Genomic DNA, 17,067 nt, shown 5'->3' with positions numbered 1-17,067 from the left:
TCAGTGTGCCCCGGAGACGCCGGCGGACTCGAAGGTCGTCATGTCCCGCATGATGTCCACCGCGACCCGGACCAGCGGCAGGGCGGCCGCGGCCCCCGATCCCTCACCGAGGCGCATGCCGAGTTCGACGATCGGTTGCTTGCCGAGGTGCGCGAGTGCGATGCTGTGCGCCGGCTCGACGCTGCGGTGACCGGCCATCCACCACGCCGCGGAACCGGGGGCGAGACGCTCGGCCCACAGGGCTGCGGCGGTCACGACGACCCCGTCGAGCAGGACCGGTGTGCGGCGCACGGCGGCCTGTGCCAGGAATGCAGCCATCGCCGTCATGTCGGGGGAGGACACGGTACGCAGGACCGCCACCGGATCGTGTTTGAGGTCCCGTGCCCGGAACATCGCGTCCCGGACGACCGCCGTCTTCCGCTTCCACCCCTCATCATCGATGCCGCTGCCCCGACCGACGACGACGACGGGTTCCGTTCCGGTTGCCAGGCCGATCAGGACGGCTGACGGAGTGGTGTTGCCGATGCCGAGATCGCCCGCGATGAGAAGGTTCGCCCCGGAATCGACCTCCCGATCGGCGATCCTTTTGCCCACCTCGATCGCGCGGAGTACCTCTTCCTGCGTCATCGCGTCCTCGATGTTGATCGCTCCGCAGCCGCGACGGACGCGGTCCGGGCCGGTTGCGTCATGATCGAGGGAGATGTCGGCGACCTGCACCCGCGCTCCGGCCGCACGGGCCAGAACGTTCACCCCGGCGCCCCCGACCTCACCGATGTTGTGGGCCATCTGCAGGGACACCTCCGCGGGGTACGCCGAGACGCCGTGGGCCGCGACCCCGTGATCGCCGGCGAATACGACGACCGACGGGTCGGAGATCCTGTTCGGCGGGCAGCAGCCCTGACACGCGGAGAGCCATACGCCGATCTCCTCGAGGCGGCCGAGGGAACCCACGGGCTTCGTGAGGGTCAGCTGGTGGTCCAACCCGGCTCGGTGCATGTCGGCGTCTGGCGGTGTCACGGGCGGGAACAGGTCGGGTTCAGTCATGAAGCCGTCTCCTTCGGTGGTGGCGTCTGCCGGGCCGGGGCCCGGCGGGGGAGGGCCGGATTACTCGGGATACCCGGCCGGGAACTATCCCAAGACTAGCGGGCGTCCGGCGACAACCAGGATCGTTTCCTCGCAGACCTCGGCCAGATCTCCGTTGAGTTTCCCGATCTCATCCCGGAACAGGCGCGCGGACCTGTGCTCCGGGATGACCCCCATCCCCACTTCGGGGGACACGAGGATGAGTCGGGAATCCGCGGGAAAGCGCGCCACCGCGGACACCAGTTCCCGGCAGCGCGGGCCGACGGTGCCCCGGGGTGCGTCCCAGGCGTGCGCGGAGTCGATGGTGTGTGTCAACCATGTGCCGAGGTCGTCGACGATGATCCAGCCCGGCGGGGGATCCGCGAGAACCTCGACCGCGTCCACGTCATCGATGGTGTTCCAGTGTCCGGGACGGCGGATGGTGTGCTCCCGGATACGTTCCGAGAAGTCGTTGTCGCCCGGCCACGGTCGGGCGGTCGCTATGTAGGAGACCCTGGTCGCGTCCGCGGGTACCAGCCCCTCGGCGTGGGACGATTTGCCGGAGCGGGCCCCACCGAGAATGAGTGTGCGCACGGGGTACGGTGCCGGTTCTAGATGTCGTCGCCGACGTTGACGCGGGGTTTCGGGGTGCGCAGTTTCCGCGGCTGTGTCGACCGGGAGTACGCGTAGAAACCGAGCGAGAATCCGGGGGCGGTGCTGCCGGGGAACCGCTCGTGGGTGGCCCGGTTCACCCGACGGCCGATGAGAACGCCCTCGATGAAGAACATCAGGATGACGGCCATCGCGATCAGGGTCAGGACATTGGCGACCACGGGGTAGTACTGGGAGGTGAACATGACCACCAGGAGAACGAGGGCCACCGGCATGAACAGGGAGTTGAAGAATCGACGGCTGTCGACCCAGTCCCGGGCGAACCGGCGTTCCGCGCCCTTGTCCCGGTCCTGGAGGTAGCGCTCATCGCCGGCGTCTATGTGTTTCTGTGCCTCGTGCCTGCGTGCGGCGCGTTCGTCGCGCTCGCGCTTCTTGTACGCCTTGTATTCCTCTCTGGTCATCGACGCCTTCAGCGCCTTCTTCCGCTCGCGCATCTGGCGGAATGTCTGCGGGGTGTCCGCAGGTTCCCGGATGATCCCCTTCTCGCGTTCGACCTCCCGGCGCTTGGGCGTCGGCCGTCCCTTGGGTGGGGTATACCCCTTCGGTAGGGAAGCGTCCCGGGAATCGGACGGGGATGCGCCGTGCCCGTCGACGGCACCGGCCCCGGTGGGACCGGACTGCGTCGTGTCGTCGGCGTCGGTACTCGAGGATTTCTGCCAGGGTAGTTTCACGCACTCAAGGGTACAGGGGGCCTCTCCCGACCGGGAATACCGGGATGGGCCCGTGCGTTGCACCCGATGTCCCCCGGAAACCGGAATCCGGCGGACGGTGCCGTCCCGGTAAGTCCCGGTAATCCCACGCGTGTGACGCCTGCGGCACCCGGTAGGTGCACCACTGCCCGGCGCAGTAGTACGGTGGTGCACACGAGTTCTACGTCACCCGTCAAAGGGTGCCACTTATCAAGGAGAGACACCGACATGACCGCACCCGAGACAAGCACCGGTGTGATCCTCACTGACGCCGCGGCGGCCAAGGCCAAGGCACTGCTCGATCAGGAGGGTCGCGACGACCTGTCCCTGCGCATCGCCGTGCAGCCAGGTGGCTGCGCCGGCCTGCGCTACCAGCTCTACTTCGATGACCGTGACCTCGACGGCGACAAGGTCGACGTCATCGGTGGTGTCCGCCTCGTCGTCGACAAGATGAGTGTCCCGTACCTCAACGGTGCGCGGATCGACTTCGCGGACACCATCGAGTCCCAGGGATTCACCATCGACAATCCGAATGCATCCGGTTCCTGCGCCTGCGGGGACTCCTTCAACTAAAGCCGAAGATAGCCCGGTGCGTCAGCGTCGGGGCACCCCGCAGACGACGGCCGCTGAACCGCAGAGGTTCAGCGGCCGTCTCGTCTGTGCGGGCAGGGTGTTGCGGGGGTGGATTCCCCGGGGCTCCGCTAGGCTCTGCAGGCGTGCAGCCCACTGGTTGACCGCACGTACGGGTCGTCTGTCCCGGGAAGGATTCCACCGCCATGTCCGCACTGGATCGTCTGCTCGAGTTGTTCAACCGGAAGATGACGTCTCTCCGGGAGCAGCTCGTTGGATGCGAAGAAAGGGAGCGGATCGATGCTCTCGCGGTTGCGGGCCTGTCGGCGGACGGGGTCACCCCGACCACTCCCCGGCGGCGGCCACACTTCGCCCGGGTCGAGGGGCTCCTCGTTCTCGTGGTGTTGATCGTCCCGGGGGTGTTCCCCCGGGACGAAATGATCATGCCGGCATCCTGGCTGGCCGGAACGCTGCTCTGTGCCCTGTTCTGGAACCTCATCCTCGGTCTCTGGCGGGATTTCACGTCCGTGCACCTGCCGACGGTGCGCAGTGCGTGGTACGAGATCGCCGTGGGAGCATTGTTCACCGTGCTGCTCGGCTATGCCGCGGTCCGGCTCGTCGACGCCACGGAGATGTCGAAGGTGATGACCGTCGCCATGGTCCCCGCGGGTCTCACGGTGACCGCGACGATCAGCCTCCTGCTCCGCAGGTTCGTGCCGTACACCCCCCAGACCAGGTGGTGGCTGTACTCCTAGCACGGTACCGGTGGGGGTGCCCCGTGGCGTCAGATCTCCACGGGGTAGTCCCTGTCCTCGATGTCCGGATGGATGCGGTCCTCGACGAAGATCCCGTGCCAGATCATGAAGGCCAGTACGGTCCACAGGCGGCGCGAGTGGTCGGATGCGCCCTTGCGGTGTTCCGCGAGCATCTCGCGGATCGCCGGGATGTTGAAGATGTGCTCCGTACCCGATTCGTTGATCGTCGCGAGCGCCCAGTCGTGGAGTTCATCTCCGGCGAGCCAGTGCCGCATCGGGACGGGGAAACCGAGCTTCCTCCGGTGCAGGACGTGCGGGGGAACGATCTGTTCGAGGGCTTTGCGCAGGGCGTATTTCGTGGTGCCCTCGGCGATCTTGAGGTCATACGGGATCGTCTCGGCGACGGCGAACACCTCCCGGTCGAGGAACGGGACCCGGAGTTCCAGCGAATTGGCCATGGTGATCTTGTCCGCCTTGACGAGGATGTCGCCGCGCATCCAGGTGAAGAGATCGAGATGCTGCATCCGCGCGACCGGGTCCATGTCCACGGATTCGGCATAGATGGGTGCGGTCACGTCGGTGTGGTCCCAGTCGCGCCGGGCATCGGGAAGTACGCGCTGCAGTTGTTCCCAGTTGAAGGAACGCGCGTTGCCGTAGTAGCGCTGCTCCATGGGCGTTGTTCCGCGTTCGAGGAGGGACTTCCCCTTCATTCCCTCGGGAAGTGAGCGGGAGAACATCGCCAGAGCCTTCTTGAGCGGATCCGGGATCCGGTTGAAAGGTGCCAGCGACAGCGGTTCCCTGTAGATGGTGTAGCCGCCGAACAACTCGTCCGCGCCTTCGCCCGAGAGGACCACCTTGACGTGTTTTCTGGCTTCGGCGGCGACGAAGTAGAGGGGGACCAGCGACGGATCCGCGACCGGGTCGTCGAGGTACCACATGATCTTGGGGACGGCTTCGGCGTACTCCTCCGGGGAGACGATCTTCACTATGTGCTCCGCACCGATCGCCTCGGCGGACTCCGCCGCGACATCGACCTCGGAGTACCCGTCGCGTTCGAAGCCTGTCGTGAAGGTGAGGAGATTCGGGTTGTGGCGCTTCGCCAGGGCGGCGATGGCGGTCGAGTCGATTCCACCGGAGAGGAAGGAACCGACGGTCACGTCGGCGCGCATGTGCTTGGTGACGGAGTCCTCGAGAGCCGCGGCGATCCGGTCGAACAGATCCTGCTCGCGTCCCTTCGTGACGGGGCGGGCCGGGAACCGGGGGCGGAAGTACCGACGCTGGGTGACGTCACCACCGGGGGACACGGTGGCGGTGCACCCCGACTCGAGCCGCCGGATCCCGGAGTGCAGTGTCTCCGGTTCCGGCACGTACTGCAGATCGACGTAGTGCTCGATGGCGCGGTCGTCCAGGGCCGGGTCCAGACCGATCGCGGGCCCCATCTCGAGGATGCACTTCTTCTCGCTGGCGAACACGGTTCCGCGGTCCGTGGTCGCGTAGAAGAGCGGCTTGATCCCGAACGGATCCCTGGCGAGAAAGAGCTGCCGTTCGGTCGTGTCCCAGATCGCGAACGCGAACATCCCCCGCAGGTGTTCCACCACCTCGGCTCCCCAGTGGTGGAATCCGACCAGGATGGGTTCACCGTCCCCGGAGGTGGAGAACGTGTACCCGGCCTCCTCGAGCTCCCCGCGGAGTTCGAGGTAGTTGTAGATCTCGCCGTTGAACGTCATCGTGTAGCGGTCGGGCTCGCCCTCGGGGCCCCAGGAGATGGGCTGGTGGGAGTGGGCGATGTCGATGATCGAGAGCCGGTTGAATCCGAAGACAGCCGAATCATCGTGCCAGGTGCCGTCCTCGTCCGGGCCGCGGTGCCGCATGCAGGGCAGGGCCTGCTCGACAGCTGCCACGTACGACGCGGCGTCACCGCCGGACGTGAGCATTCCTAGTAGACCGCACATTGCCGGGTGTCCTTCTTCCTGTCGGGGTCGGGTACTTGGGACGGTCCGGATCTGAACCGGACTCATTGGGATCACTGTACTTGGGTCGTTCCCGCGGTGGCTCGGGCAGTCTCCCGGGTGTGCGGATGTGAGTGCCTCGGCTCTGCCGGGTATCCGTGTACCACTGCGTGCGGGGGTGACATCGGGGGCATTGCCGAGTTCCCGACAGTGGGGGTGGCGAAAACCCGATACTCCAAAGCGTTTTACGACTCACTGGCTGTCGGGTCGATCCATTCGCCCATTTGAGGGTAGCCACAAGATGGAGGTGGTGTGAGTTGCCTAACAGCAAGAGGGGTTCATGTTGGGTTTGACCATGGCGCATGCAGTAAAATCCTCACTGTTTTATCAGGCGTGGGAAGATCGCGCAGGTGCAGCGACAGCGAACGGCGTGGATTCCAGTGCCGGATGCGATAGTCTGCGAAGTTAGGAAGGGCGTTGACGTCCTTACATATCTAGTGTGGACAGGAAGGCAGACACACGTGGAACAGCGAAACAAGTGTGGCTTCAGTAGCAAGGCGATGCTCGCCGGCACCATCGGTGCGGGCAGCCTTGCACTGACCGGCTGTGATGTCGCGGCACCCGGCGGCACCATCGGTCATCTCCTGCGGTTCGGGTGGCCGGAGGGAATCACGCCCGAAGCGACGGCCATGGGTAACTTCTGGGTCTGGATCTGGGTCGCGGCCTGGATCATCGGCGCGGTGATGTGGGGTCTCATGCTCTACTCGCTCTTCGTGTTCTCCGCGAAGCGTGCCGAGAAGCAGGGTAAGGGTGAGTTCCCGAAGCAGGTGGGGTACAACGTGCCCGTCGAGCTCGTGCTCACGGTCATGCCGATCCTGATCGTGCTGACCATCTTCTTCTTCACGGTCCAGACGCAGGACAAGGTCACCGCCCTGGACAAGGATCCGAAGGTCACCGTCGACGTCACCGCGTTCCAGTGGAACTGGAAGTTCGGGTACGGCGAGGTCGCCCCCGAGCTCTCCCCGACGGGCAGCCTGTACGACGGCACCGATCAGGAGCGCCAGGCGGCCGCCGAGCAGCACGAGGGCTTCGAGACCACTCGTGGGGCCGAGGGTGAGGCCCACCACGCCACGGAGGCCGGGCCGATCCACGGCAAGCCCGCCTCGGATCTCAGCTACCTCCACTTCAACAAGATCGAGACCATCGGTTCCACCGAAGAGGTTCCGGTTCTGGTTCTGCCGTCGCAGACCGCCATCGAGTTCGACCTCGCTTCCGCGGATGTCGTCCACTCCTTCTGGATTCCGGAGTTCCTGTTCAAGCGCGACGCATTCCCGCATCCGGAGGCAAACCTCTCCGAGCGCCGCTTCCAGGTCGCTGCCATTGAGGAGGAGGGCGCATTCGTCGGCCGCTGCGCGGAGATGTGCGGTACCTACCACGCGATGATGAACCTGGAGATCCGGGTCGTTTCCCCGGAACGGTTCACCGAGTACCTCAGGTACCGGATGGACAACCCGGACGCACCGAACTCGGAGGCGCTGAAGGCCATCGGTGAGGCTCCCTACGCGACCAGCACCAGCCCGTTCCTGCCCGGACGCACGGATACCAGATCCGTCAGCCCCGGCAGCAACACCGTCGACCTCAACAAGACCGCACTCTAAAGGGAGCTGACCAACAATGAGGAATGCCTCCAAGATCTTCTACGGGATCACCGTATTCATGGCGGTCATGGCCGTGATCTACGTCGTCACCACCATGCACCTCAACGATTCCGGCAACATCCAGGGGCTCGAGTGGGCCGGCGCAACCGGGCTCGCGCTCTCCGCGGGACTCGCACTCATGCTCGGGGCTTACTTCCACTTCACCGAGCGCCGCATGGACATCCTCCCGCAGGACTGGGAGGAGGCCGAGGTTGAGGACGGCTCCGGGATGCTCGGATTCTTCAGCCCGTCGTCGATCTGGCCGTTCGCGATGACCTGCGCGATCGCCGTGCTCGGCTACGGGATCGTGTTCATGGCCTACTGGCTCATCGCCATCGGAGCCGTGCTCCTGATTCTCTTCGCCACCCTGCTCAATCTGCAGTACGGGATTCCCCGCGAGAAGCACTGACACCGAGTATCAGCCTTTTGTTCCTCCAGCCTTCCGGAGGAAAATGGTGCCCCATCCGCCGGCCGGATGGGGCACCACCTTTTTGGGTGGGCGCCACCGGTAACGGGTGTCCGCAATGGCTCCCCGAGCGGACTTTTCTGAGAACGGTGGAATAGCGTGATGAGTCGTTGCGACGCCACCGAATTCGCGATCGCGGCGTCGCGCTGTCGTTTCCCGCCTTCACCGGCCGGGTCCGGTGGAATGTTCGTCGACCGCCCCCGCCGGCACCGTCGGGGGCTTTCCGGCGGGGGGATCTGAAGAGTGCGCCAGCTGAAACAACTCATGCTGGGAATGGTTGATCCGACGGTGTCCCCGATGGACTCTGGTGGCCGTTTCTGGCGGCGAACCGGCTCAAAAAGCCAGGTTATCGGGGGTCAAACTAAAGTTGTAGACGGCGCCCTCGAGGGCTCGCTAAAATGTGAGAAGGCACACACCTGATTCTTGAGACGCCGCTCCGCAATATGGTCGGGGGTGCCCGGGAAGGTCTGTGGTTGGCGTGGGTCGGGGGAGGTGTCAAGGGGGTGCGGGCCTGCTACCTGCGAAAACCGGCCGTCGGATGAAAACGGCTTAAAGTTCCCGGAGGGCGGGAAAATTTCTGGAAATTTAAGGCGACCCCGCTGACACCTGCATCTTTTGGTGCAGGGCTAAATGAGTCGGGGGGCGTGAGGTGACTTGAACCTGAAAACCGACCATACTGGTTCACGTGACGAGCGCAGTAGGAAACCCAGGAATGGCAGCAACGCAACGTGTTGCGGCACTGAACCGACCCAACATGGTCAGTGTCGGCACCATTGTGTTCCTGTCGCAGGAATTGATGTTCTTCGCTGGCCTGTTCGCGATGTACTTCGTGTCTCGCGCCAACGGCCAGGGGGAGAGCTGGGACCACTGGACCAGCTTTCTCAACGTCCCGTACGCGTTGGTGTTCACCACCATTCTGGTGGCCTCATCGTTCACCGCGCAGTGGGGCGTCTTCGCCGCTGAAAGGGGTGACGTATTCAGCCTTCGGATCTGGTACACGATCTCGACGCTCATGGGTCTGACCTTCCTCGGTGGTCAGATGTACGAGTACACGCACGCGGTGCACGAGGGAATGACCATCCAGAGCAGCGTGTACGGTTCGGTCTTCTACATCACGACCGGATTCCACGCGGCACACGTTCTCGCGGGTGTCCTCGCCTTCGTGGTGGTCCTCCTCCGTGTCAGCAAGTCCAAGTTCACGCCCGCCCAGGCGACCGCGGCGATGGTGGTGTCCTACTACTGGCACTTCGTCGACGTCGTCTGGATCGCGCTGTTCATCACCATTTACTTCATTAAGTAGGCCGTAGCTGCCGACGCGATCACGGACTCACCCCCGGGTATCCGCGCACAGGCCTACAGCCCTTCACTTTCCGAGCACACGTAATAAGGAAAATGATGGAAACCAACCCACAGACCACCGGGAACGCTGCTCCGGCAGCGGACTCGGCCAAGAAGGTCAAGAACCGCCGCAAGGTTCGGCGCACCGTAGCTGGTGCAGTCGCGCTGACCGTCGGTCTGACCGGTACCGGCCTCCTGGCCGGCGCTCTGACACCTGATGTTCAGACCGCCACCGCGGCCAAGGATGAACAGTCCATGATCCAGGAGGGCAAGGACATCTACGACACCGCGTGCATCACCTGCCACGGTGCGAACCTCCAAGGCGTGAAGGGCCGTGGTCCCTCTCTGATCGGTGTCGGTGAAGGCGCCGTCTACTTCCAGGTCCACAGCGGCAGGATGCCGATGATGTCGAACAACGCCCAGGCTGAACGCAAGCCTGCCCGGTACAACGAGGAACAGACCCTCGCGCTCGCGGCATACGTCAACGCGAACGGCGGCGGACCCGGAATCGTCCGCAACGAGGACGGCTCCGTCGCTCTCGACAGCCTCCGGGGCGCGAACTACAACGGGAACATCGACCCGGCGGACGTCGCAAGGGGCTCGGAACTCTTCCGCCTGAACTGCGCATCGTGCCACAACTTCACCGGTAAGGGCGGCGCACTCTCATCCGGTAAGTTCGCGCCTCCGCTGGCTCCCGCGAATGAGCAGGAGATCTACCAGGCAATGCTCACCGGTCCCCAGAACATGCCGAAGTTCTCGGACCGGCAGCTCTCTCCGGACGAGAAGAAGGACATCATCGCCTTCCTGAAGTCCGTCAAGGAAACCCCCGACCAGGGTGGTTACGGTCTCGGCGGTGTCGGACCGGTCGCTGAAGGTCTCCTGATGTGGCTGTTCGGCATCGTGGTTCTCGTCGCCGCCGCTCTGTGGATTGGATCGCGCTCATGAGCAATACCGACAAAAAGTACACGACCCAGGAACTCAACGCGATGTCCAACGAGGAGCTCGCTCGCCTGGGTACCGAGCTCGACGACGTCACCGTCGCGTACCGCAAGGAACGTTTTCCCCTCGACAACGATCCCGCCGAGAAGCGTGCGGTGCGGACAGTCGGCTTCTGGTTCGCCCTCGGCGGCATCATGGCTCTCGCCTGCATCATCATCTACATCGCGTGGCCGTGGGAGTACAAGTACCTGGGCCAGGACGGCCTGTGGGTCTACTCGCTCTACACCCCGCTGGTCGGTCTGACCCTCGGACTCTCCGTGCTCTCCCTCGGATTCGGTGCGGTCGAGTTCGTCAAACGGTTCATCCCGGAGGAGGTCGCGGTACAGCGACGTCACGACGGCCCCTCTGACGAGGTCGACCGGAAGACGATCGTCGCGCTGCTGAATGACTCTTGGGAGACCTCGACCCTCGGTCGCCGGAAGGTGCTCATGGGGATCATGGGCGGTAGCGCGGTTCTCGCAGGTATCGCCATGTTCGTCCCGCTCGGCGGGATGATCAAGAACCCCTGGAAGAAGGGCCCGCTCGGCATTCAGGGTGACGGAACCCTGTGGACCTCCGGTTGGACGCTCTTCGACCACGGCGAGAAGCTCTACCTCGGCCGGGACACCGGTGCGATCGCCGAGGAGCACGACGGTCACATGTCCACCCAGGGTGTCACCCGCCTGGTGCGGATGCGTCCCGAGGACATGCAGGCAGGCGGCATGGAGACGGTCTACCCGCTCCCGGTCCACTACGTCAACGACGGTGACTCCTACGATCCGAAGCTGGACGTGTACGAGGAGCAGATGCACTCGATCCACGGGCCCCGTAACCCGGTCATGCTCATCCGGCTCCGCAGTGCGGACGCCGCCCGTGCCGTCCAGCGCGCCGGCCAGGAGGCCTTCCACTACGGTGACTACTACGCGTACTCCAAGATCTGTACCCACATCGGTTGTCCCACCTCGCTGTACGAACAGCAGACCAACCGCATTCTCTGTCCGTGCCACCAGTCGCAGTTCGACGCTCTGCAGTACGGTAAGCCGGTGTTCGGCCCCGCCGCCCGGGCACTGCCTCAGCTGCCGATCACCGTTGACGATGAGGGCTACCTCGTCGCGGCTGGCAACTTCATCGAGCCGGTTGGTCCGGCCTTCTGGGAGCGTCGCTCATGAGTAACAAGAAAATGGCCCAAGTAGCCGACAACCTCGATTCAAGGCTGACGATCTCGGGTGTCATGCGCACCCAGATCAACAAGGTCTTCCCGACGCACTGGTCCTTCCTCCTCGGTGAGATCGCGCTGTACAGCTTCGTGATCCTGCTGATGTCGGGCATCTACCTCACCCTCTTCTTCGACCCGTCGATCACCAAGGTGATCTACGACGGCACCTATGCACCGCTCCGCGGCATGGAGATGTCCCGCGCCTACGAAACCGCACTGAACATCTCCTTCGAGGTCCGGGGCGGCCTGTTCATCCGGCAGCTGCACCACTGGGCCGCCCTGATGTTCGCCGTGTCCATCATGGTCCACATGATGCGCATCTTCTTCACCGGCGCGTTCCGGCGCCCGCGTGAGGCGAACTGGATCATCGGCTGCATCCTGCTGCTCCTCTCGGTGGCCGAGGGCTTCTTCGGATACTCGCTCCCGGACGATCTGCTCTCCGGCGTCGGTCTCCGGATCATGTCCGCGATCGTGATCTCGCTGCCCGTCGTGGGTACGTGGATGCACTGGCTCATCTTCGGTGGAGACTTCCCCTCCGATCTGATGCTCGACCGCTTCTACATCGCCCACGTGCTGCTCATCCCAGGCATCCTCCTCGCGCTGATCGCTGCGCACCTCGCCCTGGTCTGGTTCCAGAAGCACACCCAGTTCCCCGGACCGGGCCGCGCGGAGAACAACGTGGTCGGTGTCCGGATTCTGCCGGTGTTCGCCGTGAAGTCCGTGGCCTTCGGTCTCATCACCTTCGGTCTTCTGGCTCTGCTGGCCGGTGTCACCCAGATCAACGCGATCTGGAATCTCGGCCCCTACAACCCCTCGCAGGTTTCCGCCGGTTCTCAGCCCGACATCTACATGCTGTGGACGGACGGTGCGGCCCGCGTCATGCCGGCGTGGGAGCTCTACTTCGGTAACCACACCATCCCCGCCGTCTTCTGGGTGGCGGTCATGCTCGGTATCCTCGTGGCGCTGCTCTTCACCTACCCGTTCATCGAGAAGAAGATCACCGGCGACGACGCCCACCACAATCTCCTGCAGCGTCCCCGCGACGTGCCGGTGCGCACCTCCATCGGCGTCATGGCGATGGTGTTCTACTTCCTGCTGACGCTGTCGGGTGGTAACGACCTCTTCGCCCTGCACTTCAATATCTCGTTGAACGCGATGACGTGGATCGGTCGTATCGGTCTGGTTGTCCTGCCCCCGTTGGCGTACTTCCTCACCTACCGGCTGTGCATCGGCCTGCAGCGGTCCGACCGCGAGGTCCTGGAGCACGGTATCGAGACCGGTATCATCAACCAGATGCCCAACGGAGCGTTCATCGAGGTGCATCAGCCCCTCGGCCCGGTGGACGAGCACGGACATCCGATCCCGCTCGAGTACGCCGGTGCCAAGGTGCCGAAGCAGATGAACGAGCTCGGTTACGGCGGCCAGCCCGGCCGTGGCGGGTTCTTCAAGGCGGACCCCGAGGATCTCGCGGCCAAGGCCCGGGAGATCGAGGAGGCGAACCACCACGAGGAAACCGAGATGTTCCGTCGTCTGCAGGACTCGATCCGTGCGGAGGACAAGGCCCGCGGTTTCGAGAACTGACGGTTCTCTCCGGCCCTTCCCGGAACCCCGTTGCCCGACCGGGCAGCGGGGTTCCGCGCATTCAGGATGTCGATCCGGTGTAACGATCCGGCGGTCCGCCCGAGAACGACATACGGTGTTCTTGACGGTGGATCGCGGCCGGGCGCCGGTGGGAGAACGTGAGGATCCACGATAGAACACGGGCTCGGATGGAATCCGTCGCGGTGGCGGCCCCGGTGTCCACGGAAGCCCGCACACGTGGGTATAGAGGTAACAGGGAACCGCCGTTGGACCCGCTCCTTCCCGCCGTTCGGATCAGGTGCACGGTGGCGGAACGGGTCCGGCAGTCCTGGAACGGCTGCATTCGGAATCTCGAGCGGTGTTCGGCGTGGCCGCGATCGGGAGCGGGCTCCGCGCAGTGGCGTTGTCGCGTCGTGCGCATGTGCTCCGGAGGACGGCGTCTGGTCGTGCCCGTTTCGGCGGAATTGACAGCGCACGCGGAAACTGTGACCAGGAACACATTATTTAATATCGGCAGTTTTGTTTCGTGGGTCGCCGGTGACGTGGGACCTCGGGCTTTCCGCCCCCGACTGAGGGAATCTGCAGGTCAACGGCTTTTTCTGGCGAACTGTGGGTGGTGGTGCCTGTGAAGGATGTTGGTGGTGTGAATCGGTTCAGGAACGATGTAGAAACGATAACGGACCGATAACAACCCGTGTTTCGCCTTGTGAGTGGACATGTTGTTATCCGTTTCGTAATCTGATCGAGACATTGCGGCAGGCGAAGGGGAATTCCCGGGAGCACCGCCAATGAGAACCGAAAACTGAACCTTTTCGCACTCTCGGTCGAGGACGGAACCGCCGTCCGTGATCGACACCGCGAGCCGGGGACCCGACAGCCGAGCTTTCTGGGGTGAGTCCCGCACGAGAACGGCCGCCGTAACACGTGGCGTCCGTGGAGTGGGGTAGGAGCCTTCCGCTTCCGAACCCGACAGCTAACCCGGCAGGTACACAACACTGGAAGATTTGGAGATTCATTCGTGGGTAAGCACAGCCGCCGTAGTAACAAGACGGTCCAGCGCACAGCAGTAGCGTCCGTCGTCACTTTTGGCGCCACCGCCGCACTGGCGGCACCGGCGCAGGCCGCGCAGGTCAACATCCCGAACACCGACCTCTCCTTCGAGGTTGCCGGGCTCGAGAACGTTCCCAACATCGCAGCGGTGCCCGGCATCTCCGAGTGGGTTCCCTCGCTCGCGGGCCAGGCCGCGCAGGCGGACTACTCGGCCATTGCCGCGGCCCCTATCGCGCAGCCGGCCGCCGAAGGCCAGCGTGTCGTCGAAGCCGCCCGTTCCAAGATCGGCTCCCCGTACGTCTGGGGTGCCACCGGCCCGAACGCCTTCGACTGCTCCGGTCTGACCTCCTGGGCCTACGCCCAGGTCGGCAAGCACATCCCCCGCACCTCCTATGCCCAGGCCGCCGGCGGAACCCCGGTCTCCTTCAACAATCTCCAGGCCGGCGACATCATCGCCTTCTACTCGGGTGCATCCCACGTGGGCATCTACTCGGGTCACGGAACGGTCATCCACGCGATCCAGTCGGGCACCCCGCTGTCCGAGACCTCCATGGACTACATGCCCTTCCACTCGGCGGTCCGCTACTGATACCGCGCAGGATCTTCTGAGGCCGCCATCCGGGAATCGCCCGGATGGCGGCCTTCTTTCGGTCAAAGAGACGAAACATCAGAAACACCTGTCACAACCTACGGTTTTCCGGGCGTTTTCAAAGGTTGGCCCGTTTCCTCGACACCGTTCCTCGTTCTATAGTTTGTAGGTGCCGATCGTCCCGACGATCCGCAGCTCCTCGCCCGCACTCCCCGAAGGTGAATATTCCGTGCAGTTCTCCCGCTTCCGTCGCCAGCAGCTGGTACTCGCAGGTATCACCGCGCTCAGCATGTCACTCTCACCGGTCGCGCCCGCGGTAGCGGACCCGACGGATGCACCGATGGCCGCCCCCGGTACCGGGGATCTCGGATCCCTGATCGACGAGCTTGACCGACTCTCCCATGAGGCTGAGGAGCACACGGAGGAGGTCAAGGCTCTCGAGGAGCAGCTGGCCGACCGGGAACGCGAACTTGACGACCTCAGGGGGCGCGCCGCGGAGGCGCAGGAACGGGCGGATTCGGCCGACCGCGAGGTCGAGGACGCGCGCGCGGAGGTGAACCGCATCGCCCAGTCCCGTTATCGGGGGGTGACCGTCGATCCGCTGACGATGCTCATCGATGCGACCGGCCCCCAGGAGGCGATCGACCGCTCCGCGTACATGAACGCCCTGTCCCGCCGCTACTCCGATTCCCTCCGGTCGCTGGAGGAGGCCCGCGCCCGGGCCGGTGAGGCCCGTGGTGCGGTGTCCCGCGCCCAGGCCCAGGCGGAATTCCAGGCCGGGGACCTCCGCGTACGCAGGGAGAAGCTCGAGAAGGAGCGCGAGGAGCTGGACAAGCGCACCGCCCGGATCCGTGACCGCGTCGAGAACATGTCCGCCGCCGAGAAGCTCGCGTGGATCAACAAGAACGGCCCCGTGGACCACTCGCTGGACGGGATCATGGGGTTGAATCCCTCCGGCATGTCCGCCCTCGAGCAGGCGATGACGAAGATCGGGGCGCCGTACGTGTGGGGTGCCACCGGCCCCAACGCCTTCGACTGCTCGGGTCTGGTCGTCTGGGCCTACGCCCAACAGGGCAAGCACCTCCCGAGAACCTCCCAGGCGCAGATGGCCGGTGGTGTTCCGGTGAGCCGGGACCAGCTGCAGCCGGGGGATGTCATCGGGTACTACCCGGGAGCGACACACGTGGGAATCTACGCCGGTGACGGGATGGTCATCCACGCCTCCGACTACGGGATTCCGGTGCAGGTGGTTCCCATGGACTCCATGCCCTACGCCGGCGCGCGCCGGTACTGAGCCGGGTCCACCGTCCATGACGCGGACGCTACTGGTAACCAACGACTTTCCGCCGACGCTGGGTGGCATCCAGTCCTATCTCAGGGACTACGTCGACACGCTGGATCCCGCGGACACGGTCGTATTCGCATCCACCCAGGATCGTGCCGCCGCAGCGGAGCACGACGCCGGGGTCCGGTACCGGGTGTACCGGTGGGATCGCAGGATCATGCTCCCCACCCCGGCCACGGCCCGCGAGATGGAACGTATCATCCGTGCGGAGAACATAGAGACCGTCTGGTTCGGGGCGGCCGCACCGCTCGCGCTGATGGCGCCGGCCGCGCGCCGCGCAGGTGCGCGGAGAATCGTGGCCTCGACTCACGGGCACGAGGTCGGCTGGTCGATGATTCCGGGTGCCCGGTCCGCTCTCCGCAGGATCGGTGAGCACTGCGACCACATCACCTACATCTCCGAGTACACCCTGGGCAGGTTCCGGCGGGCCTTCGGGGGCAACGTCACCTTCAGTCCACTGCCCTCCGGGGTCGACACCACGCTGTTCAACCCCGCATCGGCCCAGGAGCATCTGGAGACGCGACGCCGGTTCAGCGTTCCCGCGACCGCACCGCTGATAGTCTGCATCTCCCGACTGGTCCCGCGGAAGGGCCAGGACCAGCTCATCCGTGCGATGCCCATGGTCCTGTCCCGCCACCCCGACGCACACCTGCTCATGGTTGGGGAGGGGAGCTACCGCCGCAAACTCACCTCGATGATCGGGGACGATATCGCGGGCAACGTCCGGTTGGTGGGAAAGCTGGGATTCGCGGAAATGCGGCAGCTTCTCGCCGCCGCCGATGTGTTCGCGATGCCGTGCCGGACCCGTGGCCGCGGTCTCGACGTCGAGGGCCTCGGAATCGTCTACCTCGAGGCACAGGCGAGTGGTGTGCCGGTCATCGCCGGTGATTCCGGCGGCGCACCGGAGACGGTGACCCCGGACACCGGAATCGTCGTCGGAGGGCGCGACACCGACGCCCTCTCGAACTCGTTGATCCGGCTGCTCGACGACGCCGAGCTCCGGGAACGAATGGGACAAGCAGGTAGAAGGCACGTCCTCGGCAACTGGACCTGGGACACCATGGCTGCGCGGCTGCGCAACGTGCTATCCGGAACTGCATCGATTTAGAG

General features: G+C 64.7%; 15 protein-coding genes and 1 riboswitch. Of the genes, 11 read left to right on the top strand and 4 right to left on the bottom strand.

The annotated features are described in order from the left end of the window. The 3 genes from cobT to JDV75_RS06075 form a co-directional block, all read right to left on the bottom strand. Complete coding sequence (gene cobT / locus JDV75_RS06085; RefSeq protein WP_198738320.1) at positions 1-1,044, bottom strand: nicotinate-nucleotide--dimethylbenzimidazole phosphoribosyltransferase; 1,044 nt, start codon at positions 1,042-1,044, stop codon at positions 1-3. 84 nt (positions 1,045-1,128) lie between these two features. Further along, positions 1,129-1,656: a bifunctional adenosylcobinamide kinase/adenosylcobinamide-phosphate guanylyltransferase gene (locus JDV75_RS06080; RefSeq protein ID WP_198738319.1), complete on the bottom strand. Its 528-nt coding sequence runs from the start codon at positions 1,654-1,656 to the stop codon at positions 1,129-1,131. Between the two features lie 17 nt (positions 1,657-1,673). After that, positions 1,674-2,405 (bottom strand): DUF3043 domain-containing protein, encoded by a 732-nt coding sequence (locus tag JDV75_RS06075; RefSeq protein WP_198738318.1) that lies wholly within the window; start codon positions 2,403-2,405, stop codon positions 1,674-1,676. A 246-nt stretch (positions 2,406-2,651) separates the two neighbouring features. Here JDV75_RS06075 and JDV75_RS06070 point away from each other — a divergent pair, with 246 nt between their 5' ends. Both JDV75_RS06070 and JDV75_RS06065 read left to right on the top strand, forming a co-directional pair. Next, positions 2,652-2,996: a HesB/IscA family protein gene (locus JDV75_RS06070; protein WP_198736308.1), complete on the top strand. Its 345-nt coding sequence runs from the start codon at positions 2,652-2,654 to the stop codon at positions 2,994-2,996. Between the two features lie 203 nt (positions 2,997-3,199). Beyond that, positions 3,200-3,748: a hypothetical protein gene (locus tag JDV75_RS06065; RefSeq protein WP_198738317.1), complete on the top strand. Its 549-nt coding sequence runs from the start codon at positions 3,200-3,202 to the stop codon at positions 3,746-3,748. A 29-nt stretch (positions 3,749-3,777) separates the two neighbouring features. On the opposite strand, the gene asnB is transcribed toward JDV75_RS06065, so the two are convergent. Continuing rightward, a complete protein-coding gene (gene asnB, locus JDV75_RS06060; RefSeq protein ID WP_198738479.1) occupies positions 3,778-5,700 on the bottom strand; it encodes an asparagine synthase (glutamine-hydrolyzing) in 1,923 nt (640 codons plus the stop codon). A gap of 518 nt (positions 5,701-6,218) precedes the next feature. Here asnB and ctaC point away from each other — a divergent pair. The 9 genes from ctaC to JDV75_RS06015 all read left to right on the top strand — a co-directional run bounded on the left by ctaC (position 6,219) and on the right by JDV75_RS06015 (position 17,065). After that, entirely contained in the window at positions 6,219-7,355 is a 1,137-nt protein-coding gene (gene ctaC, locus JDV75_RS06055) for an aa3-type cytochrome oxidase subunit II (protein WP_198738316.1), read from the top strand. Positions 7,356-7,371: 16 nt separating this feature from the next. Continuing rightward, the gene (gene ctaF / locus JDV75_RS06050; RefSeq protein WP_198738315.1) at positions 7,372-7,803 is read left to right on the top strand and encodes an aa3-type cytochrome oxidase subunit IV; all 432 of its coding nucleotides are present in this window, start codon (positions 7,372-7,374) and stop codon (positions 7,801-7,803) included. Between the two features lie 742 nt (positions 7,804-8,545). Continuing rightward, complete coding sequence (ctaE, locus tag JDV75_RS06045; protein ID WP_198738314.1) at positions 8,546-9,160, top strand: aa3-type cytochrome oxidase subunit III; 615 nt, start codon at positions 8,546-8,548, stop codon at positions 9,158-9,160. Positions 9,161-9,252: 92 nt separating this feature from the next. Further along, positions 9,253-10,143 carry a cytochrome bc1 complex diheme cytochrome c subunit gene (qcrC, locus tag JDV75_RS06040; RefSeq protein WP_198738313.1) on the top strand — a complete coding sequence of 297 codons (891 nt, stop codon included), beginning with the start codon at positions 9,253-9,255 and terminating at the stop codon, positions 10,141-10,143. Then, a complete protein-coding gene (qcrA, locus tag JDV75_RS06035) occupies positions 10,140-11,345 on the top strand; it encodes a cytochrome bc1 complex Rieske iron-sulfur subunit (protein ID WP_198738312.1) in 1,206 nt (401 codons plus the stop codon). The genes qcrC and qcrA overlap by 4 nt, the downstream gene beginning before the upstream one ends. Further along, positions 11,342-12,973: a cytochrome bc1 complex cytochrome b subunit gene (gene qcrB / locus JDV75_RS06030; protein ID WP_198738311.1), complete on the top strand. Its 1,632-nt coding sequence runs from the start codon at positions 11,342-11,344 to the stop codon at positions 12,971-12,973. Before qcrA ends, qcrB begins: the two co-directional genes overlap by 4 nt. Positions 12,974-13,804: 831 nt before the next feature. Next, positions 13,805-13,976: riboswitch (cyclic di-AMP (ydaO/yuaA leader) on the top strand. A 15-nt stretch (positions 13,977-13,991) separates the two neighbouring features. Next, on the top strand, positions 13,992-14,612 hold the full coding sequence (locus JDV75_RS06025) for an NlpC/P60 family protein (protein WP_198738310.1): 621 nt from the start codon (positions 13,992-13,994) through the stop codon (positions 14,610-14,612). A gap of 229 nt (positions 14,613-14,841) precedes the next feature. Then, positions 14,842-15,906 carry a C40 family peptidase gene (locus JDV75_RS06020; protein WP_418884386.1) on the top strand — a complete coding sequence of 355 codons (1,065 nt, stop codon included), beginning with the start codon at positions 14,842-14,844 and terminating at the stop codon, positions 15,904-15,906. A 16-nt stretch (positions 15,907-15,922) separates the two neighbouring features. Beyond that, positions 15,923-17,065: a glycosyltransferase family 4 protein gene (locus JDV75_RS06015; RefSeq protein WP_198738309.1), complete on the top strand. Its 1,143-nt coding sequence runs from the start codon at positions 15,923-15,925 to the stop codon at positions 17,063-17,065. Positions 17,066-17,067: the final 2 nt, after the last annotated feature.

This window comes from Corynebacterium meridianum (assembly GCF_016342265.1).
Classification (GTDB): domain Bacteria; phylum Actinomycetota; class Actinomycetes; order Mycobacteriales; family Mycobacteriaceae; genus Corynebacterium; species Corynebacterium meridianum.
The sequence above is the reverse complement of the archived record's forward strand: the minus strand, read 5'-3'. Positions and strand labels throughout refer to the sequence as shown.

Coding starts and splice junctions, on each gene's coding strand:
- cobT (WP_198738320.1), bottom strand. CDS start 1,044: ATGACTGAACCCGACCTGTTCCCGCCCGTGACACCGCCAGACGCCGAC.
- JDV75_RS06070 (WP_198736308.1), top strand. CDS start 2,652: ATGACCGCACCCGAGACAAGCACCGGTGTGATCCTCACTGACGCCGCG.
- JDV75_RS06065 (WP_198738317.1), top strand. CDS start 3,200: ATGTCCGCACTGGATCGTCTGCTCGAGTTGTTCAACCGGAAGATGACG.
- asnB (WP_198738479.1), bottom strand. CDS start 5,700: ATGTGCGGTCTACTAGGAATGCTCACGTCCGGCGGTGACGCCGCGTCG.
- ctaF (WP_198738315.1), top strand. CDS start 7,372: ATGAGGAATGCCTCCAAGATCTTCTACGGGATCACCGTATTCATGGCG.
- qcrC (WP_198738313.1), top strand. CDS start 9,253: ATGATGGAAACCAACCCACAGACCACCGGGAACGCTGCTCCGGCAGCG.
- qcrA (WP_198738312.1), top strand. CDS start 10,140: ATGAGCAATACCGACAAAAAGTACACGACCCAGGAACTCAACGCGATG.
- qcrB (WP_198738311.1), top strand. CDS start 11,342: ATGAGTAACAAGAAAATGGCCCAAGTAGCCGACAACCTCGATTCAAGG.
- JDV75_RS06015 (WP_198738309.1), top strand. CDS start 15,923: ATGACGCGGACGCTACTGGTAACCAACGACTTTCCGCCGACGCTGGGT.